Below are 25,296 nucleotides of genomic sequence, written 5' to 3' on the forward strand. Positions count from 1 at the left end.
GTGTCATTCAACCACGATGTCGACTGACACGGCCTCTTCGCGAGCAGGCACACACACACAGGGGAAGTGTTCAGGGTTTGCGGGCAATGATGACTTGGCTCTTCGCAACCACCGCGTCCAGCGCCTGTTTGATCTGCGCACCACGCGGCGAGTCCAGCACGGCTTGCCAGGTCTCGGCCCAGTGATTGAGCAGCGGATGATCCGGGTTGCTGAAATCGACCTTGGCTTCCCAGAACAGCAGCATCCACATCGACCAGTAAAATCCGTACTGGCTGTGGCTGATGATTTCCAGCCCGGCCTCGCTGACCATAGCCTTGAACTGCTCTTCGCTGATGATGCGAATGTGGTTGGGCTTCTGGAAATACTGGGGCGCAGCGATGTCTTTTTGCAGGTCTTCGGAACTTGGGTGCGGCACGCTCAGCAGGTATAGGGCGCCCGGTTTGCCGACACGCACCAGTTCGGCGAGGAACTGCGCCGGATCGTCGACATGCTCGATGACTTCGGTGGAGACCACGCGCGTTGCAGTGCCGTCGGCGATCGGCAGCGGATTGCAATCGGTGACGTGGCATTCGATGTCCCGTGCCGGCGTATCGCTCAGGCGCTGACGAGTCGCTTCGACCTTGGCGTCGTCGATGTCGGCGATGATGATCTTCGCCCCGCGCATGGCGCAAAAATGCACGTTGCCACCATCACCGCAGCCGACATCCAGCAGCGTGTCATCGGCAGACACCACGAAGCCTTTGAAGAGCTCGTTGGTTTCCTGGTTGAACCAGCCACTGAGCTTGGCATCGTACAAGCCGAGCATGTACGGATCGACTTTGCTGGCGACCGGCTCCACTGCCTGCGCGGGGGCCGGTGCTGGCGTCGCCGCCGTGAGTTTCTTCAGTAGGCTCAGCATGAGGTGGCTCCAGAGGACGGGACGGTGGATCGGGACGTACCGAGGCGTTGCACGAGCGCGGCACCACGGTTGCGCATGGGCATTTCGACCACGCGGTAATTGAGTTCGCTGAGTAATATGATCAGGCCGAAAGCGATCAGCAGCGTCAGCACCGGGTGGCCGGCAGGGCTGGGCAGACCGGCACTCTGCAAGCGAAAGATCAGTTCACGCACCAATTGATAAGCGGGGATGTGAATCAGGTAGATGCCATAGGACCGGCTGCCGATCCACCCCAGCAGCCGTTGCATCGCACCAGCGGGCATCAGGTAATCGCGGTTATACGATGCGATCCACACCAGTATTGCGCTCAGTACGGCAATTGAACCGATGCGGTACCAGGCGAACGTGAAGCGATCGGTGGCCATGAAACTCAACAGTGCGCCGATCAGCATCAATGCCGAAATTCCGACCCATGGCCGACCGAGAACATTCGGCCGCCAACGCTGATAACTCGGCTGCGCACTCCACATCGCCAGCAATACACCGAGGGCCAGCGCATCAGTGCGCACCACCATCAGCAACGGCGTGCGCAGGGTAAAAATCTGCACCGCGACCAGCGCCAGCAATGCCCAGACCAAATGTTTGCGACAAAGCAGAATCAGCAACGGGAACAACAGATAGAACTGCTCCTCCAGTGCCAGGCTCCAGTAGACGAAACTGCTGCCGTACTCATAGCGAAAGAAGCTGTCGGCAAACCGGAAGTTGGCGTACTGCAACACCCCCGCCAGCGTCGCTTGCAGGTTGGCCGACAACGTACCGAACGCCCCCGAACGATTGAGAAACACGCACGCCAGCAACATCAGCGCCAGCCATAACCAGGCCGACGGCAATAACCGGAAAACCCGGCGAAGCCAGAAATTGCGCGTCTGCTGCCAATATTCCTGGCGGGTTGTACAGCCTTGCAGCGCCGGGATCAGGCTTCGGGCAATGACAAAACCGGAGATGGCGAAAAACAGATCGACGCCCCACCACGGCTGCGCCCAGGCATGGATCTTTTCCAGCGACGGCACGACATCGGTAAACAGACTGCCCTGCAAGTGATGGAACAGCACGCCCAATACGGCAATTGCGCGCAGCACTTCAATGTCCATGATCCGCTTGCCGCTCATGGAGCCTCCCCCACAACCGCTGGTTTGCGGGCGATGATCACCTGGCTCTTGGGCATGAAGCGGTCAAGCGTCTGCTTGATCTCCAGCCCGCCCGGCTGAGCGAGCAGGTTCCGCCAGGTCTCGGCCCAGCTCTCCATCAATGGCATGAAGGGCTCCTGAATCCGGTCACGCACCGCACCGCCCGGGTCACGCCCGGCAGCCCGTTCGCCGGCCCAGAAAAAGATCATGCCCATTACCCAGAAGAATCCGCTGGCCTGGCGATGTTCGATCACCAGGCCAGCCTCTTCTACCAGCGCAGCGAAGCGCTCCGGGGTGAAAATCTGCACATGATTGGGAGACTGGTAGTAACTGTCCGGGGCGATGCCTTTTTGCAAGTGTTCACCCGCCGGAGCCGGCACGCTGAACAGATACTGCGCACCTGGGCGCCCCATGCGCACCAGTTCGGCCATGAACGGCTGGGGCTGATCGATGTGCTCCAGCACTTCCATGCACACCACTTTACTGGCGCAGCCGTCAGCCAATGGCAACGGCAGGCTATTGCTGACCAGCCCCAGACTGGCTTTGCTGCTTTGCGCTTCGACCTGCCGTGCGAGGTCGCGCACCTTGGCGTGTTCGCTGTCGGTGAAAATCACCGAAGCACCCTGACGCACGGCAAACAGGGTCGCCACGCCTTCGCCGCAACCGACATCCAGCAACGTGTCGTCAGCGCTGATCGCAAAGCCCTTGAGCAACTCGCCGCTGTCATTCAAGAACCAACCGTCGAGCACGGCGTCATGTAAACCGACGTCGCGTGGCGACACCTTGGCCGACGGTACCGGCACTGGTTGCGCGGCACGCGCCGGACGCCATCGCGCGAACAGACGCCGGATCATGCGACCGTGACTTGTGCAGGTAACGATCCGCAGGCTTGCAGTGGCTGCGCGAAAAACTCTCGCAATCTCTGCTCGGTACTGGCCTGGCTGCAGAATCGCTGCAGGCTGTGAATCGCCTCGGCGGACATCCCGGCGTAACGCTGCTCATCGGTTTTGGCCACGTCATAACTGGCGCGATACGCCAGACACAACGAATCCCAATCGGTGATGTAACGCATCGTGCGATAGGCCGCACGCGGGTCATGCGGCCAGGCGGTGAGCTCTTCGGTGAAGTCGACGATAAATGCATTATCGCTGCTCACATAATCGGACATCGCGGTGTTCAACGGCGCAATCGCCGGTTTGCCGCAGGACATGAATTCCATCAACGGCAGGCACTGTCCTTCACCGTAAGAACTGTTGACCACGTAGCTGGTGGCCTGCACCAGTGCTTCGTAATCGGCATCCGCCAGATAGCCATGGATCAGCACGATCCGGCACTGATACGACTGGTTCTTGTACAAATGATGCAGCATGTCGGTCAGCGCATCGGCGATGTCATGGTGGGTCAGTTTGAGCACCAGGGTCACATCGCTGATGTCGCGAAACGTGGTGCAAAACGCACTGACCATATCCTGCCAATTCTTGCGGCCGTCGTAGGGGTTGAACACCGAGGTGTAGACCACGCCTTCCAGCTGCAATTGGCAATCCTGCGGCGGTCCTGCGAAGGACATGGGTGTGCCTTCGCGCAATCGCGGTGGGCCATACGGCCGCAAGTCCGTGCAACGACTGTCGATGAGCAATCCGCGCAGGTTCAGCGTCACAAGGTCAACCACCGGACGCTTGCTCAGTAGCTCGCCGCGAGCGGCAAAGCGATCCCACACCGGCGCCGGGATTGCGCAGATCGGATAGTCCTCTCCCATCACGTCGCGCACCGCGTTCACCGTGAACGTCGAATGGGTAATCGCCCGGCCACACGCCTGCAGCACCACACGCCAATCATGGCGGGACTCGCCCTGCCAGCTTTCCGTCGGGATGGTGCTGAATTCCCAGGCGAACACCGGGATGGTCGGGCATGCGTAATGAATGGGCGTGCGGTGCGGCGGCGAGAACGACAGAAACACGCAGTCCTCGCCCCGGCTCAAACAGTCGAAATACAAACGATCCACCAACTCGTCAGGGTTACTGATTTCAATCACCTGACCGATTCGTTCGAGAACGGGGCGAAACTCCTTGAGCACGAAGTAGTAGCTGTACTCCGGCCGGCCGAGGTTCTGCTGAATATTGCTCTTGTTGGTTTCCGAATGAATGATGATCAGCATGAAGCCGCTCCGGTCTCGACCGCCAACGAAGTGATTTCGTTATTGGCGCGCAGACCAAAAAACGCCTCCGCGCGCTGCTGCACCGGCGTGAAACCGCAATACTCACGCATGCGCTCAGCAGCAGCAGCGGCCATCGCCAGGTAAGCCTGTGGATGGTTCTTGGCCATGGCGTAGCTGTCCTCGTAAGCGGTTTTCAACGATCCCCAGTCGGGCCGATGGCGCAGCGTGCGATAGAGGATGCGCACGTCCTCGGGCCAAATGGTCGGCTCGCGACTGGACTTGACGATGAAAGCAACACGTTCGTCGATGTAATCGCCCATCGCGGTGTGGTCCGGCGCAATCACCGGGCGGGCACAGGACATGAACTCCATCAACGGCAGACACAAGCCTTCGCAGCGTGACGCATTGACGTAGAAACTCGCAGCGCCATACAGCCGGGCGAATTCATCCTCTTCCAGGTAGCCATGCATGACCACCACGCGACAGGCGAAAGGCGAAAGCTGCGAGAGCAACGTGATGAGATGAACGTAATAGCTCGACAGATCGTTTTGGGTGATTTTCAGCACCAGCGTCGCGTCGTCGACATCCCGCATGGCCCAGCAGAACGCCGTGATCAGGTGATGCCAGTTCTTGCGCCCGTCCTCAGGGTTGAACACGCTGACGTAAACCACGCCGCTGACGTCGATCTGTACGTGCTGAGTGGTATCGGGCAGCAGGGCTTGTGGGTGTTCAGCCGACGCCGGCGTTTCACTGACGGCTGGAGCCGGCGCTATGGGCTCGGCAACGGGGTCAGGTAACTCGGGGCGCTTCTCGCGGCCCGAGCCCGGCAGCAAATCACTGACGGCTTCGCGATACCACTGCAGCAGGTTGTGCTTGAGCAGAAACAGCGGTCGATGTTCGGAGGCCACCGCGACGGCTCTGTAGCCCTCGACCAGATAATGCTTGGTGATGAAAGCGCGCCGTCGCAGGGTCAGTGCCGGAGGAGGTTCGGCGATCGGCTCAGGCTCGATCACTTGCGGTACTTGCAGTTCCTGCTCGCTGATTATCGGTGCGATCAAGCCATCGGCCGACAGTCCCAGCGCATGGCTGTCGATGATGCAGCCCTTGATCTGCAACGTGGTGCCGGGGTTTACCGGGACACTCGGACAGTCTCGCCGCACCTGAGCGAAGCGTTCCCACAGCGGCGTGGGCAATACCAGCACGGGGAAATCTTCCCCCAGACTGCGACGGATTGCCTGCGCGGTGTGGGTGGACAGCGTAATCACCCGGCCATGGCGGGCCAGTGTCTGGCGCCAGTCCTGACGCACATCGTCCTCGGCGTATTCGCTGGGGATCGAGTCATATTCCCAGGCAATCACGCACACCATCGGGCACTGCAGGCCGATCGGGGTTTTATGGGGCGGAGCAAACGAAAGGAACAGGCATTCCTGACCGGCCTGGCGCAATTGCAGATACAGCGGATCGACGTCGTCAGTCGACGCGACCACATGCACGCGACCAAGGCTTTCCAGCACCGGGCGATAAGCCTTGAGCACGAAGTAGTAGCTGTATTCGGGACGCCCGAGACTTCGGCTGATGGAGCGGTCGTTGACGTCCGAGTAAAGAATGAAATTCATGGCATCCCACGATGAAGCAGCCGTCCCGGCAACCTCATGCTATGACGACCCGGCGTTGGATCGAGCCGCAATAACGCAGCCAGTCCATCATCTTCAGGTACGTCTTCGTTCTTGTTTTAGTGGTCAGTTTCACCCTGCGTGCGCCATGCCCACGGCGAACCTGGGGGAATGGCGACGAGGGCCATTCTAAACACATCCATCAAGGATCCGGGAACCGCTCGACGAGAATAAATCGGACTACGCTGACGAGAACTGACCGGTCACGGTTTGGCCTGTTGAAATTGCTGCGCAATTGGCACAGATTGGTAACAAACAACTACAACAACTGACTTCGCCCGTCTTCACCCGGTTTTTCCTACGGTCTGACAGACCTCTCCTTAAAGCCTGTGAGAAAGTGGCGCAAGTTCAAGACCAAGGGGTCGCTGTTTGAAAAAACGTCTGTTCGTCACGGGTCTCAGTGGATTCGTGGGACAACATATTCAGTCGCGTCTGGCATTGCCTGATTCGTCGTGGGAGTTGCTGCCTGCCGCCTCGCCCTACGACCTCACGAATGCTGACAGCCTCAACGATCTGTGGCCGCAGATGCCCGACGCGGTGATTCATCTGGCCGGCCAGACCTTCGTCCCGGAAGCGTTCCGTGATCCGGCGCGCACCTTCGATATCAATCTTTTCGGCACTCTCAATCTGCTGCAGGCGCTCAAGGCGCGTGGCTTTACCGGCACCTTCCTCTACGTCAGCTCCGGCGATGTCTACGGTCAAGTCGGCGAAAGCGATCTGCCGATCAGCGAGCAACAGTCGCCCTGCCCGCGCAATCCTTACGCGGTGAGCAAACTCTCGGCAGAATTTCTCAGCCTGCAATGGGGCCTGAGTGAAGGCTGGCCAGTGTTGGTGGCGCGTCCGTTCAACCACATCGGCAGCGGCCAGAAAGACAGTTTTGTCATCGCCAGTGCCGCCCGCCAGATAAGTCGCATCAAACAGGACCTTCAAGCACCGCAACTGGAGGTTGGCGATATCGACGTGACGCGAGATTTCCTCGATGTCGGCGATGTGATCTCGGCCTACTTCGCGCTGCTGGAAAAAGGCACACCGGGACAGGTCTACAACATCTGCTCGGGTCGCGAGCAAAGCATCCGCAGCCTGATCGAGCAGCTCGGCGATCTCGCCGAAGTCGAGATGCAACTGGTTCAAGACCCCGCGCGCATGCGCCGCGCCGATCAGCGTCGCGTTTGTGGCAGCCACAACAGGCTGACCCAGACCACAGGATGGACGCCTGAAATCACCACACAACAATCCCTGCGGGCGATCCTGTCCGACTGGGAGACGCGAGTACGACAAGAATGACAAAAAGTGCACTGATCACAGGGATCACCGGCCAGGACGGCGCGTATCTGGCTAAATTGTTGCTCGACAAGGGCTATAAGGTTTACGGCTTCGTGGCACGACGCAGCAGCGATTCACGCTGGCGTCTGCGCGAGATGGGCGTCGAGGCCGACATCGTCTATCTGGACGGTGACATGGCCGATGCCTGTTCGGTGCAGCGCGCAGTCATTCAATCGGCGCCGGACGAGGTCTATAACCTCGCCGCGCAGAGCTTTGTCGCCGCCTCCTGGAATCAACCGGTGACTACCGGCATCGTCGATGGCCTGGGCGTTACTCACTTGCTCGAAGCGATCCGTCAGTTCAGCCCGCATACCCGGTTCTATCAGGCATCGACCAGCGAAATGTTCGGCCTGATCCAGGCTGAGCAGCAGGATGAGAACACGCCGTTTTACCCGCGCAGCCCTTACGGCGTGGCCAAACTCTACGGTCACTGGATCACCGTCAACTACCGCGAAAGCTTCAATCTGCACGCCAGCAGCGGGATCCTCTTCAACCACGAATCGCCCCTGCGCGGCATCGAATTCGTGACGCGCAAGGTCACCGACGCCGCCGCCCGCATCAAGCAGGGCAAACAGCAGGAACTGGCCTTGGGCAACATCGATGCGAAACGCGATTGGGGTTTTGCCGGTGATTACGTCGAAGCCATGTGGCTGATGCTGCAACAGGACAAGCCTGACGATTTTGTCGTCGCCACCGGCGTCACCACCACGGTGCGTGAAATGTGCCGCATCGCCTTCGATCACGTCGGCCTCAACTACCGCGACTACGTGAAGATCGACCCGGCGTTCTTCCGCCCGGCCGAAGTTGAAGTGCTGCTCGGCAATCCGGCCAAGGCTCAGCGTGTGCTGGGCTGGAAGCCGAAAACCGACCTGGATACCTTGATCCGCATGATGATGGATGCGGACATGAAACGCGTCGCCAAGGAGTAGGCCATGCTGATCCCCGTGATTCTGTCCGGCGGTGCCGGCACCCGTTTGTGGCCGGTGTCCCGCGAAGGCCATCCCAAGCCGTTCATGACCCTGCCCGACGGCCAGTCGCTGCTGGGCAAGACCTACCAGCGTGCCGCCGCGTTGCTGGACGGCTGGGGCGATATCGTCACGGTGACCAACCGCGAGTACTACTTCCAGAGCAAGGATCACTATTGCGCCGCCCATGTCTCGCGTCATCGCGGACATTTCCTGCTGGAGCCGACCGGCCGCAACACCGCCCCGGCCATCGCGGCGGCGGCGTTGTCGCTGCAAGCGCTGCACGGTGATAACGCGATCATGGTGGTCATGCCGGCCGACCATTTGATCGTCAATCAGGACGCGCTGAAAAGTGCCGTCGAACACGCGGTCAATCTGGCGAAAGACGGTTATCTGGTGACCTTCGGCGTGATCCCGACGGCGCCGGAAACCGGCTTCGGCTACATCGAGACCGGCGCCCCGCTAGACGCCAAAGGCGCGGCGAAAGTGCAGCGCTTCGTCGAGAAACCCGACCTGCAAACCGCCACGCATTATCTGGAGAGCGGCAATTTCCTGTGGAACTCAGGCATGTTCTGCTTCACCACCGCAAGTGTGCTGGCCGAGTTGCAACTGCATGCACCTGAACTGCTGGAGCAGACCCGCGCCTGCATGGCCGCCAGCGCGCCGATCGAAACGGTCGGTTGTCTGCAACAGGAACTGTCGTCGACACTGTTCGCTGAAATCACCGACATCTCCATCGACTACGCCTTGATGGAGCGCTCGGAAAAAGTCGTCGTCGTGCCCGCCGGTTTCGACTGGAGCGACATCGGTTCGTGGGGCGCCGTCGCGGCTTTGGTTCCGGCCGATGCCGATAACAATCGTGCCAGCGGCGAAGCGATTTTCATCGACAGCCACAATAACTTCGTTCAAAGCGAAGGTCGGCTAGTGGCTGCCGTCGGTGTGGACAACCTGATCGTCATCGACACCGCCGACGCCGTACTGGTCGCCCACGCTGATCGTGCGCAGGACGTGCGACGGGTGGCCAAGCAGCTCAAGGACAAATCCCACGAAGCCTACCGTCTGCATCGCACGGTGAGTCGGCCATGGGGCACTTACACCGTGCTCGAGGAAGGCCCGCGCTTCAAGATCAAGCGCATTGTGGTCAAGCCCGGCGGCAAGCTGTCTCTGCAAATGCACCATCACCGCAACGAACACTGGGTGGTGGTCGAAGGCATGGCCAAGGTCACCAACAACGGTACCGGCACCCATCTGGTGGCGAAAAACGAATCGACATTCATCGCTGCCGGCCACCGCCATCGCCTGGAAAATCCCGGGGTGATCGATCTGGTGATCATCGAAGTACAAAGCGGCGAATACCTGGGAGAGGACGACATCGTTCGCTTCGAAGACCAATACGGCAGGACGGTTTGAATGCTGCTTTCCCTGTACCGCTCAATGCGCAGTTATCGCGGATTCATCCTCGGTAGCGTCAAGCGGGAGTTTCAATCACGTTATCGCAACTCGTTGTTCGGCGCGCTGTGGACCGTACTCAACCCGTTGTCGATGATCGTTGTGTACACGGTGATCTTCTCCCAGATCATGCGCGCGCGTCTGCCGGGGGTGGAGGATGGTCTGGCCTACAGCGTCTATCTCTGCGCCGGCCTGCTGACGTGGGGTCTGTTCGCGGAAATCACCACACGCAGCCAGAGCATGTTTCTGGAAAACGCCAACCTGCTGAAGAAAATCAGCTTCCCGCGCATTTGCCTGCCAGTGATTACCCTGCTCAACGCCGGCATCAATTTTGCGATCATCCTCGGGCTGTTCTTCGGCTTTCTGCTGATCAGCGGCCGCCTGCCCGGCATGGCCCTGCTGGCGCTGATACCGCTGTTGATCGTGCAAGTGATCTTTGCCGCCGGGCTGGGGATGCTGCTCGGCATTCTCAATGTGTTCTTTCGCGATGTCGGGCAGATGTTCGGCATTTGTCTGCAGTTCTGGTTCTGGCTGACCCCGATCGTCTACCCGCTGTCGATCCTGCCCTCAGGCATCCAGTACATCATCAGCCTGAACCCGATGACGGCGCTGATGACCAGCTACCAGAACGTGTTTCTCTACAACCAATGGCCGCAGTGGTCGTCACTGACACCGCTGCTGATCATCGGTCTGCTGCTCTGCGCCATGGCGCTGCGTATGTTCCGTCAGCGTGTCGGTGAAATGGTGGACGAACTCTGATGGGACACATCCGCGTAACAGGCTTGGGCAAAGCCTATAAACAGTATCCGAATCGCTGGAGCCGCTTGCTGGAATGGCTGGTGCCGTTCTCGCCGAACCGCCATCACCTGCACTGGGTCTTGCAGGACGTCGATTTCGAGATCAGACCCGGTGAAGCCGTTGGCATCGTCGGCGTCAACGGCGCGGGCAAAAGCACCCTGCTGAAGATGATCACCGGCACCACCCAGCCAACCTGTGGACAGATCCATCTGCAAGGCCGCGTGGCCGCGTTGCTGGAATTGGGCATGGGTTTTCACCCGGACTTCACCGGTCGGCAGAACGCGGTCATGGCCGGTCAGTTGCTGGGCATGCAGGTCGAAGAGATCGAGGCGTTGATGCCGCAAATCGAAAGCTTTGCCGAAATCGGCGACGCCATCGATCACCCGGTGCGCACCTATTCCAGCGGCATGCAGATGCGCCTGGCGTTCAGCGTCGCGACCGCGCGGCGTCCGGACATCCTGATCGTCGACGAAGCGCTGTCAGTGGGCGATGCGTATTTCCAGCATAAAAGTTTCGAGCGCATCCGCAGCTTCCGCAAAGCCGGCACGACCCTGCTGATCGTGTCCCATGACCGCTCGGCCATTCAATCGATCTGCGACACCGCGATTCTCCTGGAGAACGGGCGTCTGGCCATGCGTGGCAAACCCGAAGAAGTCATGGACTACTACAACGCCATGCTGGCCAAGCGCGAAGGCCAGACGGTGCGCCAGGAGATGCTCGCCAATGGCCAGATACAAACCATTTCCGGCACCGGTGAAGCAGGGATTCTCAGCGTACGCCTGCTCGATGCGCAGGGCCGCAGCCTGGAAGTCGCGGAGGTCGGTCAACCTGTGGTGCTGGAAGTGCAGACCGAAATTCGTGAAGACATCGAGCGGCTGATTCTCGGCTTCATGATCAAGGATCGTCTGGGCCAGGCCATTTACGGCATCAACACCCATCGCCTCGACAAAGCCATTACCGAGCTGAGCGCCGGCGAACGCGTGACCTTTCGTTTCGCTTTCGACATGCGTCTGGGCAAGGGCAACTACTCAGTGGCACTGAGCCTGTCACGTCTGGACTCGCACCTGGATCGCAACTTCGAGTGGCGCGACTACGGTTTGATCTTCCACGTGATCAACAATCGCCAGGAAGACTTTGTCGGCTGCTCATGGCTGCAGGCCCGGACTGAAATCACCCGTTCCACTGAAAACCTTGTAAAAACGCCTGATACGGAGATCTTGCGATGACACGATTGTTGGTGGAGTGCACTTACGTTTTCGAACATCCCTCCGCCAACTCGGGCATTCAACGTGTTGTACGCAACGTCATTCAGCAGTTGCCGGCGGCCGACGAAACCCTCGAATGCATCCCGGTGGTGATGATCGATGGCGGCTTGTATGAAGTTAAAAGTCTGGCGCCGCTGAAGTCCCCGAAGCTCGACCTGATGGGCCTGCGGGTGAAACTGGAACAATGGGCCAACGCCTTCTGGCTGCGTCACCGAGCCGTGGAACGGCGTTGGCCGTTCAACCAGTCGCATTTCACCCGGCGGGTGCTGTACGTCGGCTGCCGACTCACGGCATTCGCCTGTCTCAGCTTGCCCATGCGCCTGCTCGAACGAGTCCTCAAGGGCCAACAAATTCCCGAGCGCTGCATCCCGCTCGCCCACCGCGCCGGCGATCAACTGGTGCTGCTCGACTCGTCCTGGCACGCCAACTTTTTCCCCCTCGCCGAGCAACTCAAGCGTGAGGGCGTGGGCATCATCTCGGTGATCTACGACCTGATCCCCCTGACCCATCCGCAGTTTTGCGATGCCGGGCTGGTCAAAGTGTTCAACGAATGGTTCGACTGGATCGCGCGCACCGCCGACGGTTATGTCGCCATCTCGACCACCATCCGCGATCAGGTGCGCCAGGAAATGCTGCGCCGGATCGGCACGCAACAGGTCGGACAGCGCTGGTTTGATTATTTCCACCTCGGCTCCGAACTGGACTTGAGCGAGGCCGATGCCAAGGTCGACCGTGACCTGCTGGACATGTTCCAGACCAAGGATCCGGTGTTTCTCATGGTCAGTACCATCGAGCCGCGCAAAAATCATGCGTACCTGCTCGAGGCGTTTGAGCTCGCCTGGGCAACCGGATCGAAAGCGCGGTTGTGCATCGTCGGCAAGATTGGCTGGAAGTGCGACGCACTGATCGAACGAATCCGCCAGCATCCCGAGCTGAACCGGCGTTTGTTCATGTACAACTCGCTCTCGGACAAAAGTCTCGAACACGCCTACTCTCACGCCACGGCGCTGGTGTTTCCGTCCCATGTCGAAGGTTTCGGCTTGCCTTTGGTGGAAGCCATGCAACGCCAATTACCGGCCATGGCCAGCGACATCCCGGTGTTCCGCGAGATCGGCGGCGACTACATGGCGTATTTCGACCTGGCGAATCCACAGAGTCTGACCGATCTGGTGACCGGCATGGAGCGCTCCGGCGAGTTTCCGGCAGCGCTGAGCCTCGAACAATGGCGCTGGCTGAGCTGGCGCGAAGCGAGCGCGCAATTGGTCGAGCGTATTGAGCGCAACTTGAATGCATCGTTGCCTGCCCCTGAGAGCCAGCATGCGCATTGCTCTTAACGCACGCATTCTCCAGGCACCGCGCACCGGCATCGGCCATTACGTTGCCGAACTGGTCAACGCCTTGCGCAACGAGCCCGATGTTGACGTGACGCTGTTCCACGGCTGGGGCTGGAGCTCGGCACTGCCGCAAGCGGCGATGCCCGGTTACTCGCGCCTGACGCCACTGCTACGGCAGATTCCCGGGGCCTATCAGGCGCGTCGCTGGCTGGAGCAGAAACGCTTCGATCAGGGCCGCGCGCAAGGGATCGACCTCTATCACGAACCCAGCCTGTGGCCGCTGGCCTTCGACGGCCCGACCGTGATCACCCTGCACGACCTGACTCACCTGCATTTTCCCGAGACCCAGCCACCGGCACGGCTCAAGGAAATCGAGCGTCGATTGGCTCAGGGTGTGCAACAGGCGCAGGTGATTCTCACCGACTCGCAAGCGATTGCCGACGAGGCTCAAGCGTATTTCGGTCTGCCTGCCGAGCGTTTTGTGGTGGCACCACTGGGCGTCGCCGCGCGCTTTCATCCGCGTGAGGCGAGCGCCATTGACGCGGTGCTCAAAGCGCACGCGGTCGAGGCGCGGGAGTATTTCCTGTGCGTGGGCACGCTGGAGCCGCGCAAGAACCTGGGTCTGGCCCTGCGCGCCCATGCTTTGTTGCCCGAGGCAGTGCGTCAGCGCTTTCCACTGCTGATCGTTGGCATGGCCGGGTGGGAGCGCGAACAGTTCAGCGAACCCTTGCGCCAAGCTCTGGCCAGCGGGCATGTGTGCCTGCTCGGTTATTTGCCTGATGAACAGGTGGCGCAACTGCTGGCCGGCGCCCGGGCGCTGATTTTTCCGTCGCTGTATGAAGGTTTTGGCCTGCCGGTACTGGAGGCCATGGCCAGCGGCACACCGGTGCTGCTCACGCGTTCTTCAGCGATGCCGGAAGTCGCCGGCGCGGCGGGCAACTATATTGAAGCTGACGATGCAGAAGGCCTGCGTGATGCGCTGAGCCGACTGATCGACGATCAAGCGCATTGGCAGGTATGCCAAGAAGCCGGGTTGCAGCAGTCACGGCTTTTTTCCTGGGAGCGTTGTGCACAGGCCACGGCCGGTGCCTACCGCCAGGCCATGGGAGGTTGAATGCGAGTTCTTCATTTTTTCAAGACGTACCTGCCTGACTCGGTCGGCGGCATTGAGCAAGTGATCTTCCAACTGTGCGAAAGCGGCGCCCAGCACGGCATCGACGGCCAGGTGCTGACGCTCAGCGCTGACCCGACACCGCCCGTGGTGAAATTGGGTCAGCACGAAGTACACCGGGCCAAACTCGATATTCAATTCGCCTCCACCGGTTTTTCCTGGAGCGTGTTCAAACAGTTTCGCGAGATGGCGGCCGAGGCGGATGTGGTCAACTACCACTTCCCGTGGCCGTTCATGGACCTGGTGCATTTCGCCAGTGCGATGAACAAACCCAGCGTGGTGACCTATCACTCGGACATCATTCGTCAGAAGCACTTGCTCAAACTTTACCGGCCACTGATGAACCGCTTCCTCGCCAGCGCCGACCGCATCGTTGCCGCTTCGCCGAATTACCTGCACACCAGCGATGTGCTGCAGCAGTTTCAGGACAAGACTCGAGTGATTCCCTACGGTTTGAACAAGGCCGGTTATCCACAGCCTGAAACCGAGCGGATGAATCGCTGGCGCCAGCAGCTTGGGGATAAGTTTTTCCTGTTCGTCGGCGTGATGCGTTACTACAAAGGCCTGCACATTCTGCTCGAGGCCCTGAAAGACGTGGACTATCCCGTGGTCATTGTCGGCGCCGGGCCGCTGGAACTGGAGTTGCACGCTCAGGCGCAGGCCCTGGGCCTGCGCAATATTCATTTCCTCGGACGCCTGGGTGACGAAGACAAGGTCGCGCTGCTGCAATTGAGCTACGCCATCGTCTTCCCTTCGCACTTGCGCTCGGAAGCCTTCGGCATCTCCCTGCTGGAAGGCGCGATGTATGGCAAACCGATGATCTCCAGCGAGATCGGCACCGGCACCAGCTACATCAATATCCACAACGAAACCGGGCTGGTAGTGCCGCCAAGTCATCCACAGGCATTCCGTGAAGCGATGCGCACGCTGTGGGAAGACCCGGTGCGCGCCGCCGCCATGGGGGTGAAGGCCGAAGCGCGTTATCGGCAGTTATTCACAGCCGATGACATGGGGCGCAAGTGGACGGAGCTTTATCAGGAATTGCTGGAAGAGAAATCGCTGTCTTACGCCTGATCCCTGTTTTGCAACGCATACCACCTGTGGGAGCGAGCAGGCTCGCTCCCACAGGGTATTTGTGGTCGGTTCGGAATTACAGATCCAGCACTAAAGGCTGCGTGCTTTGCGCCGGAACCGCGCAACAAATCAGCACATGCCCCGCCTCCGGCAAATCCGCCGGCACCTGTGGATAATTCACCGCACCGCTGACCAGCCGGGTCTTGCAGGTGCCGCACGAACCGCCTCGGCAACTGAACTCCGGGCGTAATCCGCGGCTTTCCGCCAGCTCCAGCAAACTCCCACCATCGGGCTGCCAGCGCGCCTCTTTTGCCGAGCGCTCGAACACCACCGGAACCGACGTGGTTGCTGCGGGCGCTTGCTCGATCACGATCGCATCCGGATCGGCCTGACGTTTCAGCGTCGACGGGCCGAAGGTTTCCGCATGGATCTGCGCATCGCGCACATCCAGCTCGCGCAGGGTGTCGTACAGCCCTTGGGTAAAACCACCCGGGCCGCAGAGCACAAAGTCGAGCTGATCAAAATCCTCGGCTTGCAGCAGGTTTCTCAGCACTGCGCCGTCGATGCGCCCGCGCACATCGAAATCCTCGCCCTCTTGCAGATCAGCTTCCGGCTGACTGAGCAAGCGCAGGACTCGTACAGAGTCGCCTGCCGTTTCGAGCAGACGATCCAGCTCCTGGCGAAACGGCTGATCCGCCAGACTGCGCGAACTCTGCAGCAACAGCGTCGGACGAATCCCCCGAGTCCGTAAGCCTTGGTACACCACCTCGCGCAGCATCGACAGCAACGGCGTAATTCCCACACCGGCGGCCAGCAGCACCAGCGGTCTGTGTTCCAGTGGCGCGACCGTGAAATGCCCTTGCGGGGCCCGCGCCTCCAGTACATCGCCGACACGAATTTGCTCATGCAGGTGCGACGAAATCAGCCCTTCACGCTTGACGCTGATCCGGAAAAAACCATCCGATGGCGCACTCGAAAGACTGTAGGTGCGGATATGCACCTGGCCATCGATCGTGAAACGCAGCGGTAAATGCTGGCCGGCGAGAAACACCGGCAAACCGGCGCCATCGGCGGGCTCCAGATAGATTGAGCGGATGCTGCGGCTTTCTGCTTCGATCTTCGCTAAGCGCAACGGCCGCCACTGGTTGCCCAGCGCCTGCGCCTGCAAACGCGCATCCGCCTCGGCCCAATTGCCGGTCAACAGACTGGTCGGCGACATGCCGTCAAAGCGCCAGCGCAACGCCAGTGCGGCCGGGCGCCGAACCATTGTCTCTACTTCAAATGTCCACAACCGCTCCGCACCTTGAAAAGCTTCGATCTGCGGGTCATCGAGAAGAATCTCGGTACGCCCGCTCAGTTGCAGCACATCACCTGTGGAAAAGTCGATGAACAGCAAGCCAGCCTTGGGATTGAGCAGCAAATTGCCAAGGGTGTTGAAGTGCAGATTGCCGGCGAAGTCAGGGATGGTCAGACGATTGCCTTCCACTCGTACGAAACCGGCCTGGCCGCCACGGTGGGAAACATCCACCGCACGCTGGCCGCCGGCATCGACATAACTGGCGACGAAGAACGTATCGGCGCCAGCGATCAGCGCGGTGGCTGCGTCATCGAGACCGTGCAGATGTTCGGCCGGGCGGGTCTGCGGATCCGTCAGCGGCACACGTTGAAACTGGCGCAGTTGAATGTATTGCGGACAGTTGCCGAAGGCCTGATCAACGCTGACATCAAAACCTTCAGCGCTGAGGTTGCCGACATGGCCGTTGAGGCGATTGCGCCGGCGGGTGTGCAACTCGATGCCGAGCAAACCGATCGGTTCGCCATTGCGCAGTTGCGCCGGGTCATCGGCAGCGATCTGGCTGGCGAAATGCAGATGCTCGGGATCCGGCGAATGGGCAAATCCCGGCGCGCCTTCGAGCACACTGGCCCACGGCCGCCCATCTGCATCGACTGCGCCGTACAGCATGAAGGGCAATTGCTGATAGAACTCACGGTGCTGATCCGGCATCCAGGTGCGAATCACCTTACGCCCGAAGGCTTCCATACGTTCGGCAACGCCGACATGGGCCTGTAACTGTTGCTCGCCAGCGTGCCACGGTGAACGTTCCATCACGACTTCTCCCCTGCACCGTCGGCACAGTGTGGATTGCGAAAATCAGGCGGTGGTTTGCAGACCGGCGACAGTGCGCGGCATGCCGACGAAGCCGGGCAAGGCTTCAACCCGGGCCAGCCAGGCGCGAACGTTGCCGTAGTCGTCCAGCGACACGTTGCCTTCCGGTGCATGGGCGATGTAACTGTAGGCGGAAACATCGGCAATGCTCGGTTCGTCACTGGCAAGAAACGAAGTTTTGCCCAACTCGATATCCATCACCTTGAGCAGGTTGTGCGCACGGGTGATCGCCTCTTCGGCATTCAGTTGTGCGCCGAACACCGTGACCAATCGCGCAGCGGCGGGACCAAAAGCGATCGGCCCGGCGGCGGCCGACAACCAGCGCTGTACCCGCGCGGCGCCGACCGGGTCGGCTGGCAGCCAACGACCGTGGCCGTATTTCTGCGCCAGGTACACCAGAATCGCGTTGGAGTCGGCCAGCACCACACCGTCGTCATCAATGGCCGGCACCTGGCCAAAACTGTTGATCGCCAGATACGCCGGCTGCTTGTGCTCACCCTTGGCCAGATCGACGAAGATCAGCTCGGTCGGCAATTGCAGCAGGGACAACATCAGCTCGACACGGTGGGCGTGGCCGGAACGTGGAAAGTTGTAGAGTTTGATCGCTTGCATGGTCGACTCCGCTGAACAGTGGCGCCGCTGCGGGGATGAGAGCGCCGATGGAGGCCATCTTGCGCTGATCGCGAAAACAACAGAATAACCAGCAAACGCAATCGATTATTTCACTGAGTGCAATAACGCCGCATTTTTCAAGGCCGGATGTTCGCGCAAAGCCTCTGTCGTGAAATCGACAAAACTGCGGATCCGCGCTGGCGCCTTGCGCCCGCCCTGATACACGACGTGGATCGGCAGCGGCGGCAGTTCAAATTCGGCGAGCACTATTTCCAGTGTGCCGGCGGCAACCTGACTCGCCACTTGATAGGACAACACCCGGGTCAAACCCAAGCCCGTGCAAGCTGCTGTAATCGCAGCCTGATTGGCGGTCACGATCAGACGCGGCTCAGGACGCACACTGAGCGGTTCGCCACCGTCGAGAAACGGCCAGTTGCGTTGCTGCCCGATCGCTGAAGTCGCCACCACTGGCGCCCCCGCCAACGCGTGGGGATGCAGCGGTCGACCATACTCGGCAAAGTATTTCGGCGAGCCGCAAATGACCCGACGCACCTCACCGACCCGAATCGCATGCTGATTGCTGTCCGGCAGATCGCCGATGCGCACCGCGACATCGATGCCCTCCTCGACCATGTTGACGATCCGATCGACCAGGACGGCATTGATCGTGACATCCGGATACTGCGCGAGATAACTCGCCATCACCGGCGTCACAAACAAATCACCGAACAACACCGGCGCCGTCACCGTCAATTGCCCACGCGGCTGGGCATGGCTGCCCGCCGCCGAATCCTCCGCTTCCTGCACCTCGGCGAGGATCCGCCGACAGTCTTCCAGGTAACGCTGCCCCGCTTCGCTCAAATGCACACTGCGCGTGGTGCGAATCAGCAACTGCGTACCGATGCGCAACTCCAGCGCCGCCACCGCCCGGGTGACGCTGGCCGCAGACAAACCCAAGCGCCGCGCGGCAGCAGAGAAGCCTTGCTCCTGGGCGACGGTGGTGAAGATGTGCATTTCCTGGAAGCGGTCCATTCCTTGACTCCTACGTCGCAGCGTTCATCCGCTGGTGCAAATCCGGGAACAACAACTGAGCAAACCAGATCGGTAAACCTGGATAAAGATCACGCGCTTTCGGTGTCGCACTTTCGACCAACCCCAACTGAACCAAGCCTTTCAACTGATCCGTGGCTACGCGATCCGACAGTCCGGTGAAAATCTTGAAGTCGGCTCGACTCAACGTTCCCTGAGTCAGCAGAACATGCAATGCCCGCGCAGCCTCAGGCTTGATTCCGGCGATTTTGATTCGCTCGTGCCACACAAAAATGCTGTGCAACCTTTCGCGCATATTCGATATGTTCAGCGCCCGTTCGGTATAACGCATCTGGTCGAGACAGGTTTCCAACATGAAGCCGACAAACTCGAACAAGCCTGCTTGAGTCAGCTGACCACGACCGTCAAGATCTCCGCGGCGGGATTTGTCGGCATTGGCTAATCGGGCGTAATACGTTCCCTGCTGTCGAGCGAGACCGCGAGATAACGACCAGAGAGGTGAGACCAGCCCAAGTTTTTGCAGTTGAAGATGAGTAAGTAACCTGATGGTTCGCCCGTTGCCATCGATAAATGGATGTACCCAAGCCAGTCGTTGGTGATACGCCATCACCGAAAGCAATCGACTCCGCGCATCCGGCAAACGCCCGTACACGTTCTGCATTCGAGCGAGCATCGGACCCACGGATTGGCAGGGTGGTGCAGCATGATCGTCGACCAGAACGTCTCGTCCGCTCACATCGCGCAATTCGCCGGGCACCAAGTGGCCACCGTCGCTCAACATCAATTGATCTTCGCGGGTTCCGTAGAAGAGTCTTTTGTGCAAACGCGTAACGAACGCCGGACTGAAGAGAGCTTCCCAAGAAAGGCTCTTATGCATTGACAACGCGCGCTCGAAAGCCTGCTGCGTACCGATGTGCGTCATCGCCAGTTCGGTCAGTTCCTTGCGTTGCCGTTTGGGAGACGTCGGGGCGAGAGTCACCGGCTCGGTGAACTGGCCTTCAATCAAGTTACTGTAAAAACTGCTGGTTACCCGAAGTAACCCGCCGACCCGCTGCAGCATAGGGGGAGAAACCATCGCACTGAGCTTCCCAGTCTGAAACGGCACCTGCTCAGCCAAATGCAGTATTTCATTCGGAAATACCGGCATAAGCGGCTCAAGCCAATGGGTTCCCAAGACTGTTTCAGCACACATTCAACCTCCTGAATCGCGGATTTATCTGCGGATTCAAGAATACGCTCAAGGCCTATATTTACCTAGCTTGTAGTCCTGTAGGAGGTTTCCCATACTGAGGTAATTCGCGGATTATTTTGCGAATTTTTTGCGAGAGGAAAACGCAGAAGTGAGAGTCTGATTCCAATGTCCTACACGAGAGCGCGAAATCTCGCGCTCTCGTGCAAAAACCGTTACTCCACCGTCACCGACTTCGCCAAATTACGCGGCTGATCCACATCCGTGCCCTTGAGCACCGCAACGTAGTACGACAGCAACTGCAGCGGAACCGTGTAGAGGATCGGCGAGAGGATGTCGTGGATGTGCGGCATCTGCACCACGTGGGTGCCTTCGCCGTTGGTCATCCCGGCTTTTTCGTCGGCGAACACGATCAGTTCGCCGCCACGTGCGCGGACTTCCTGCAGGTTGGATTTGAGCTTTTCCAGCAGTTCGTTGTTCGGCGCCACGGTGACCACCGGCATGTCGTTATCAACAAGCGCCAGCGGGCCGTGTTTCAGTTCGCCGGCCGGGTAGGCTTCGGCGTGGATGTAGGAGATTTCCTTGAGTTTCAGGGCACCTTCCATCGCCACCGGGAATTGCGCACCACGACCGAGAAACAGGGTGTGGTTTTTCTCGGCGAACAGCTCGGCGATTTTTTCCACGGTGCTGTCCATGGCCAGTGCTTCACCGAGACGAGTTGGCAGGCGACGCAGTTCTTCGACCAGACGCGCTTCAACGCCGTCGGCCAAGGTGCCGCGCACCTGACCCAGCGACAGGGTCAGCAGCAATAGACCAACCAATTGCGTGGTGAAGGCTTTGGTCGAGGCGACGCCGATTTCGCGGCCGGCCTGGGTCAGCAGGGTCAGATCGGATTCGCGTACCAGCGAGCTGATGCCGACGTTGCAGATCGCCAGGCTGGCCAAGAAGCCCAGCTCTTTGGCGTTGCGCAGGGCAGCCAGGGTGTCGGCGGTTTCGCCGGACTGCGAGATGGTCACGAACAGGGTGTCCGGCTGCACCACCACTTTGCGGTAGCGGAATTCACTGGCGACTTCGACCTGGCATGGGATGCCGGCCAGTTCTTCCAGCCAGTAACGGGCAACCATACCGGCGTGATAACTGGTGCCGCAGGCGACGATTTGTACATTGCGCACTTTGGCGAACAGCTCGGCGGCTTGCGGGCCGAAGGCTTGCACCAACACCTGATCGTTGCTCAGGCGACCTTCGAGGGTGCGCTGTACAACGGCCGGTTGCTCGTGGATTTCCTTGAGCATGTAGTGGCGGAATTCACCCTTGTCGGCGGCTTCGGCACCGTCGCTGTACTGCACGGTCTGGCGCTCGACAACGTTGCCGTTGACGTCCCAGATCTGCACGTTGTCGCGGCGAATTTCGGCGATATCGCCTTCTTCCAGGTACATGAAGCGGTCGGTGACCTGACGCAGCGCCAACTGGTCAGACGCGAGGAAGTTCTCGCCCAGACCCAGACCAATCACCAACGGGCTGCCACTGCGTGCGGCGACCAGACGATCCGGTTGTTTGGCATTGATCACGGCCAGACCGTAAGCACCGTGCAGTTCCTTGACCGTCGCCTTGAGAGCGACGCTCAGGTCTGGCTGATCCTTGAGTTTGTGGCTGAGCAGGTGGGCGATGACTTCTGTGTCGGTGTCCGACGTAAACACGTAACCCAGCGCTTTCAGTTGTTCACGCAGGGCTTCGTGGTTTTCGATGATGCCGTTGTGCACCACCGCGATGTCGCCGGAGAAATGGGGGTGAGCGTTACGCTCGCAAGGCGCGCCGTGCGTGGCCCAACGGGTGTGAGCAATGCCGAGACGGCCAACCAGCGGGTGTTCGGCCAGCGCTGCTTCGAGTTCGCTGACTTTGCCCGGGCGACGCATACGCTCAAGTGTTTCGTCGTTGGTGAAGACCGCGACACCGGCGCTGTCATAGCCGCGGTATTCCAGGCGCTTGAGGCCTTCGAGCAGGATGGCGGTGATATTACGTTCAGCAACTGCGCCGACAATTCCACACATGCTTATTTCTCCTGACTGACAGCCGCGCAAATCACGGTGATACCGCGGGCTTGTATCTGATCGCGCGCATCGATAGGCAGGCGATCATCGGTAATTAGGGTATGGACGCTGCTCCACGGCAGTTCCAGATTGGGAATCTTGCGACCGATCTTGTCGGCCTCGACCATGACAATGACTTCCCGCGCGACTTCCGCCATCACTCGGCTCAGACCGAGCAGTTCATTGAAGGTGGTGGTGCCGCGCACCAGATCAATGCCATCGGCGCCAATGAACAACTGGTCGAAGTCGTAAGAGCGTAGTACTTGCTCGGCAACCTGGCCCTGAAAGGATTCCGAATGCGGATCCCAGGTGCCGCCGGTCATCAACAGCACCGGTTCGTGTTCGAGTTCGCTCAGGGCGTTGGCGACGTGCAGGGAGTTGGTCATCACCACCAGTCCTGGCTGCTGGCCAAGTTCGGGGATCATCGCGGCGGTGGTGCTGCCACTGTCGATGATGATGCGCGCATGCTCGCGGATGCGTTTTACCGCCGCACGAGCGATTGCCTGCTTGTATTTGGAAACGCTCTGCGCGGTTTCCGCGACCAGTTCCTGCGGCATGGTGATCGCCCCACCGTAACGGCGCAGCAACAGGCCATGGCTTTCCAGCGCGGCGAGGTCCTTGCGAATCGTAACTTCGGAGGTTTCGAAGCGCTTGGCCAGTTCATCCACACTGACTTCGCCCTGCTCGTTGAGCAAGGCGAGAATATTGTGACGGCGTTGCGGCGTATTGCGTTTCGACATGGCAACTTAAGTTTCGATTCGAAAGATAACGGAAGCAATCAAAACCTATCGGCCCTAAATCGTCAAGCGACAGTCAGCCTTTTTTGAAAACTACACATAAAAAATGTGAGAGCGAGCCTGCTCGCGAAGGCTTCGTGTCAGTCAACATCAATGTTGAATGATCTACCGCATTCGCGAGCAAGCTCGCTCCCACATTGGATTTTCGACGCTAAAAGAAACTGTGGATAACTCAGCTCTTCTTGATCTTCTCTGGCCGCTTCCAGCCATCGATGTTCTTCTGCCGCGCTCGACCCACGGCCAACTGCGCGTTATCCACATTCTGCGTAATCGTCGAACCGGCCGCCGTGGTCGCACCGTCAGAGATATCCACAGGCGCGACCAACGAGTTATTGGAGCCAATGAACACGTCGGCACCCAACACGGTTTTCCACTTGTTGGCGCCATCGTAGTTGCAGGTGATGGTGCCGGCACCGATGTTGGTGCGTGCACCGATTTCGGCATCGCCCAAATACGTGAGGTGACCGGCCTTGGCGCCTTCGCCCATGTGGGCATTTTTCAGCTCAACGAAGTTACCCACATGTGCGCGTGCTTCGAGCACGGTGCCCGGACGCAGTCGCGCGAACGGGCCGGCATCGCTGCCCTCGCCCAGAATGGCACCGTCGATATGACTGTTGGCCTTGATCACCACGCCTTTGCGCAGGGTGCTGTCCTTGATCACGCAGTTCGGGCCGATCACCACATCGTCCTCAATGACGACGTTGCCTTCGAGGATCACGTTGATGTCGATCAGCACATCGCGACCCACGGTGACTTCGCCACGCACGTCGAAACGTGCCGGATCCCGCAGGGTCACGCCTTGCGCCATCAATCGACGGCCGGCGCGCAACTGGTAATGGCGCTCCAGTTCGGAGAGCTGCTTGCGATCGTTGGCGCCCTGCACTTCCATCGGGTCGTGCGGCTGTTCGGTGGCTACGACCAGTCCATCGTTGACCGCCATTTCGATCACGTCGGTCAGGTAGTACTCGCCTTGAGCGTTATTGTTCGAGAGGCGGCTCATCCAGTCAGCCAGACGATTGGCCGGGACAGCGAGAATGCCGGTGTTGCCTTCGGTGATTGCGCGTTGCGCTTCGCTGGCATCTTTGTGCTCAACGATTGCGGCAACCTTGCCATCAGCATCGCGCACAATACGGCCGTAACCGGTTGGATCGTCGAGCTCGACGGTCAACAAGCCCATTTGTCCCGGAACAACATGCTTGAGCAAACGTTTCAGGGTTTCGACTTCGATCAGCGGCACGTCACCGTAAAGGATCAGCACGGTGTCGGCGGTAATGAACGGCACCGCTTGGGCAGTGGCGTGACCGGTGCCCAGTTGCTTGTCCTGCAGGACGAAATTCAGATCATCAGCGGCCAGACGTTCACGCACCACATCGGCGCCATGGCCAATCACCACATGAATGCGTTGCGGATCAAGTTGCCGGGCGCTGTGGATAACATGACCCAGCATGGAATTGCCGGCAATCGGGTGCAGCACTTTCGGCAGAGCCGAACGCATACGGGTGCCTTGACCGGCCGCGAGGATAACGATTTCAAGAGACATGACTGGCTACCAATCCTGGGTGGTCAGCAACTGCGACCGGGTTTCGGGAATTCGGAAAAGAAAAAAGGGTAGCCGAGGCTACCCTTTTTTATCAATCGCACAACAAGCGGCTGACGGATTAACCGCCAAACTTCTTGCGGATCTGCTGGACAGTGCGCAGCTGAGCTGCAGCCTCGGCCAGACGTGCTGACGCAGCGCTGTAGTCGAAATCAGCGCCTTTTTCATGCAGAGCATGCTCGGCAGCCTTGAGAGCTGCTTGAGCCTGAGCTTCATCCAGGTCGGCGGCACGTTGCACGGTATCGGCAAGCACCTTGACCATGTTCGGCTGAACCTCGAGGAAACCACCGGAGATGTAGAACACCTCGGCTTCCCCGCCTTGCTTGATCAGGCGGATCGGACCTGGCTTCAGATTAGTGATCAGCGGCGCGTGACCCAGAGCGATACCAAGATCACCCAGTGCACCGTGCGCAATCACCATCTCGACCAGGCCGGAAAAGATTTCCCCTTCCGCGCTGACGATATCGCAATGGACTGTCATAGCCATCTGATTGCCTCAACCTAAATGAGCGCCCGTTGCCGGGCG

At 59.6% G+C, this 25,296-nt stretch carries 21 protein-coding genes; 8 read left to right on the forward strand and 13 right to left on the reverse strand.

Annotation, left to right across the window (positions count from 1 at the left end; all coding sequences use genetic code 11):
- Positions 1–70: 70 nt before the first annotated feature.
- From ACZZ0G_RS11560 to ACZZ0G_RS11580, 5 genes are read right to left on the reverse strand one after another with little or no spacing between them, the layout of a single operon-like run.
- Positions 71–898: a class I SAM-dependent methyltransferase gene (locus ACZZ0G_RS11560; RefSeq protein ID WP_463556214.1), complete on the reverse strand. Its 828-nt coding sequence runs from the start codon at positions 896–898 to the stop codon at positions 71–73.
- Entirely contained in the window at positions 892–2,046 is a 1,155-nt protein-coding gene (locus ACZZ0G_RS11565) for an acyltransferase family protein (RefSeq protein ID WP_463556215.1), read from the reverse strand. Before ACZZ0G_RS11565 ends, ACZZ0G_RS11560 begins: the two co-directional genes overlap by 7 nt.
- Positions 2,043–2,918, reverse strand: coding sequence for a class I SAM-dependent methyltransferase (locus ACZZ0G_RS11570; RefSeq protein ID WP_463556216.1), 876 nt, complete (start codon positions 2,916–2,918; stop codon positions 2,043–2,045). Before ACZZ0G_RS11570 ends, ACZZ0G_RS11565 begins: the two co-directional genes overlap by 4 nt.
- Positions 2,915–4,219 (reverse strand): glycosyltransferase, encoded by a 1,305-nt coding sequence (locus ACZZ0G_RS11575; protein WP_463556217.1) that lies wholly within the window; start codon positions 4,217–4,219, stop codon positions 2,915–2,917. The genes ACZZ0G_RS11570 and ACZZ0G_RS11575 overlap by 4 nt, the downstream gene beginning before the upstream one ends.
- A complete protein-coding gene (locus tag ACZZ0G_RS11580; protein WP_463556218.1) occupies positions 4,213–5,835 on the reverse strand; it encodes a glycosyltransferase in 1,623 nt (540 codons plus the stop codon). Before ACZZ0G_RS11580 ends, ACZZ0G_RS11575 begins: the two co-directional genes overlap by 7 nt.
- A gap of 426 nt (positions 5,836–6,261) precedes the next feature.
- Here ACZZ0G_RS11580 and ACZZ0G_RS11585 point away from each other — a divergent pair, with 426 nt between their 5' ends.
- From ACZZ0G_RS11585 to ACZZ0G_RS11620, 8 genes are read left to right on the forward strand one after another with little or no spacing between them, the layout of a single operon-like run.
- The gene (locus tag ACZZ0G_RS11585; protein WP_463556219.1) at positions 6,262–7,176 is read left to right on the forward strand and encodes a GDP-mannose 4,6-dehydratase; all 915 of its coding nucleotides are present in this window, start codon (positions 6,262–6,264) and stop codon (positions 7,174–7,176) included.
- On the forward strand, positions 7,173–8,144 hold the full coding sequence (gene gmd, locus ACZZ0G_RS11590; RefSeq protein ID WP_463556220.1) for a GDP-mannose 4,6-dehydratase: 972 nt from the start codon (positions 7,173–7,175) through the stop codon (positions 8,142–8,144). The genes ACZZ0G_RS11585 and gmd overlap by 4 nt, the downstream gene beginning before the upstream one ends.
- Before the next feature lie 3 nt (positions 8,145–8,147).
- Positions 8,148–9,590 carry a mannose-1-phosphate guanylyltransferase/mannose-6-phosphate isomerase gene (locus ACZZ0G_RS11595; protein ID WP_463556221.1) on the forward strand — a complete coding sequence of 481 codons (1,443 nt, stop codon included), beginning with the start codon at positions 8,148–8,150 and terminating at the stop codon, positions 9,588–9,590.
- Positions 9,591–10,388 carry an ABC transporter permease gene (locus tag ACZZ0G_RS11600; protein ID WP_463556222.1) on the forward strand — a complete coding sequence of 266 codons (798 nt, stop codon included), beginning with the start codon at positions 9,591–9,593 and terminating at the stop codon, positions 10,386–10,388. It begins immediately after the preceding gene.
- On the forward strand, positions 10,388–11,653 hold the full coding sequence (locus ACZZ0G_RS11605) for an ABC transporter ATP-binding protein (protein ID WP_463556223.1): 1,266 nt from the start codon (positions 10,388–10,390) through the stop codon (positions 11,651–11,653). The genes ACZZ0G_RS11600 and ACZZ0G_RS11605 overlap by 1 nt, the downstream gene beginning before the upstream one ends.
- Positions 11,650–13,026 (forward strand): glycosyltransferase family 4 protein, encoded by a 1,377-nt coding sequence (locus ACZZ0G_RS11610; protein WP_463556224.1) that lies wholly within the window; start codon positions 11,650–11,652, stop codon positions 13,024–13,026. The genes ACZZ0G_RS11605 and ACZZ0G_RS11610 overlap by 4 nt, the downstream gene beginning before the upstream one ends.
- Complete coding sequence (locus ACZZ0G_RS11615) at positions 13,010–14,140, forward strand: glycosyltransferase family 4 protein (protein ID WP_463556225.1); 1,131 nt, start codon at positions 13,010–13,012, stop codon at positions 14,138–14,140. The genes ACZZ0G_RS11610 and ACZZ0G_RS11615 overlap by 17 nt, the downstream gene beginning before the upstream one ends.
- Entirely contained in the window at positions 14,141–15,271 is a 1,131-nt protein-coding gene (locus ACZZ0G_RS11620; RefSeq protein WP_463556226.1) for a glycosyltransferase family 4 protein, read from the forward strand.
- 76 nt (positions 15,272–15,347) lie between these two features.
- Here ACZZ0G_RS11620 and ACZZ0G_RS11625 read toward each other — a convergent pair whose 3' ends face one another.
- The 8 genes from ACZZ0G_RS11625 to ACZZ0G_RS11660 all read right to left on the reverse strand — a co-directional run bounded on the left by ACZZ0G_RS11625 (position 15,348) and on the right by ACZZ0G_RS11660 (position 25,257).
- Positions 15,348–17,378 carry a pyridoxamine 5'-phosphate oxidase family protein gene (locus ACZZ0G_RS11625; protein ID WP_463556227.1) on the reverse strand — a complete coding sequence of 677 codons (2,031 nt, stop codon included), beginning with the start codon at positions 17,376–17,378 and terminating at the stop codon, positions 15,348–15,350.
- A gap of 45 nt (positions 17,379–17,423) precedes the next feature.
- The gene (locus ACZZ0G_RS11630; RefSeq protein ID WP_463556228.1) at positions 17,424–18,050 is read right to left on the reverse strand and encodes a glutathione S-transferase family protein; all 627 of its coding nucleotides are present in this window, start codon (positions 18,048–18,050) and stop codon (positions 17,424–17,426) included.
- 105 nt (positions 18,051–18,155) lie between these two features.
- Positions 18,156–19,082: a LysR family transcriptional regulator gene (locus ACZZ0G_RS11635; RefSeq protein WP_463556229.1), complete on the reverse strand. Its 927-nt coding sequence runs from the start codon at positions 19,080–19,082 to the stop codon at positions 18,156–18,158.
- Between the two features lie 10 nt (positions 19,083–19,092).
- Positions 19,093–20,292: a Fic family protein gene (locus ACZZ0G_RS11640; RefSeq protein ID WP_463556230.1), complete on the reverse strand. Its 1,200-nt coding sequence runs from the start codon at positions 20,290–20,292 to the stop codon at positions 19,093–19,095.
- A 212-nt stretch (positions 20,293–20,504) separates the two neighbouring features.
- Positions 20,505–22,337 carry a glutamine--fructose-6-phosphate transaminase (isomerizing) gene (glmS, locus tag ACZZ0G_RS11645; protein ID WP_463556231.1) on the reverse strand — a complete coding sequence of 611 codons (1,833 nt, stop codon included), beginning with the start codon at positions 22,335–22,337 and terminating at the stop codon, positions 20,505–20,507.
- 2 nt (positions 22,338–22,339) lie between these two features.
- Positions 22,340–23,116, reverse strand: a complete 777-nt coding sequence (locus ACZZ0G_RS11650) for a DeoR/GlpR family DNA-binding transcription regulator (RefSeq protein WP_064116539.1) — start codon at positions 23,114–23,116, stop codon at positions 22,340–22,342.
- Positions 23,117–23,345: 229 nt separating this feature from the next.
- The gene (gene glmU, locus ACZZ0G_RS11655) at positions 23,346–24,713 is read right to left on the reverse strand and encodes a bifunctional UDP-N-acetylglucosamine diphosphorylase/glucosamine-1-phosphate N-acetyltransferase GlmU (protein ID WP_463556232.1); all 1,368 of its coding nucleotides are present in this window, start codon (positions 24,711–24,713) and stop codon (positions 23,346–23,348) included.
- A 118-nt stretch (positions 24,714–24,831) separates the two neighbouring features.
- Complete coding sequence (locus ACZZ0G_RS11660) at positions 24,832–25,257, reverse strand: F0F1 ATP synthase subunit epsilon (protein WP_053125284.1); 426 nt, start codon at positions 25,255–25,257, stop codon at positions 24,832–24,834.
- Positions 25,258–25,296: the final 39 nt, after the last annotated feature.

Source organism: Pseudomonas sp. AC169, assembly GCF_979258515.1.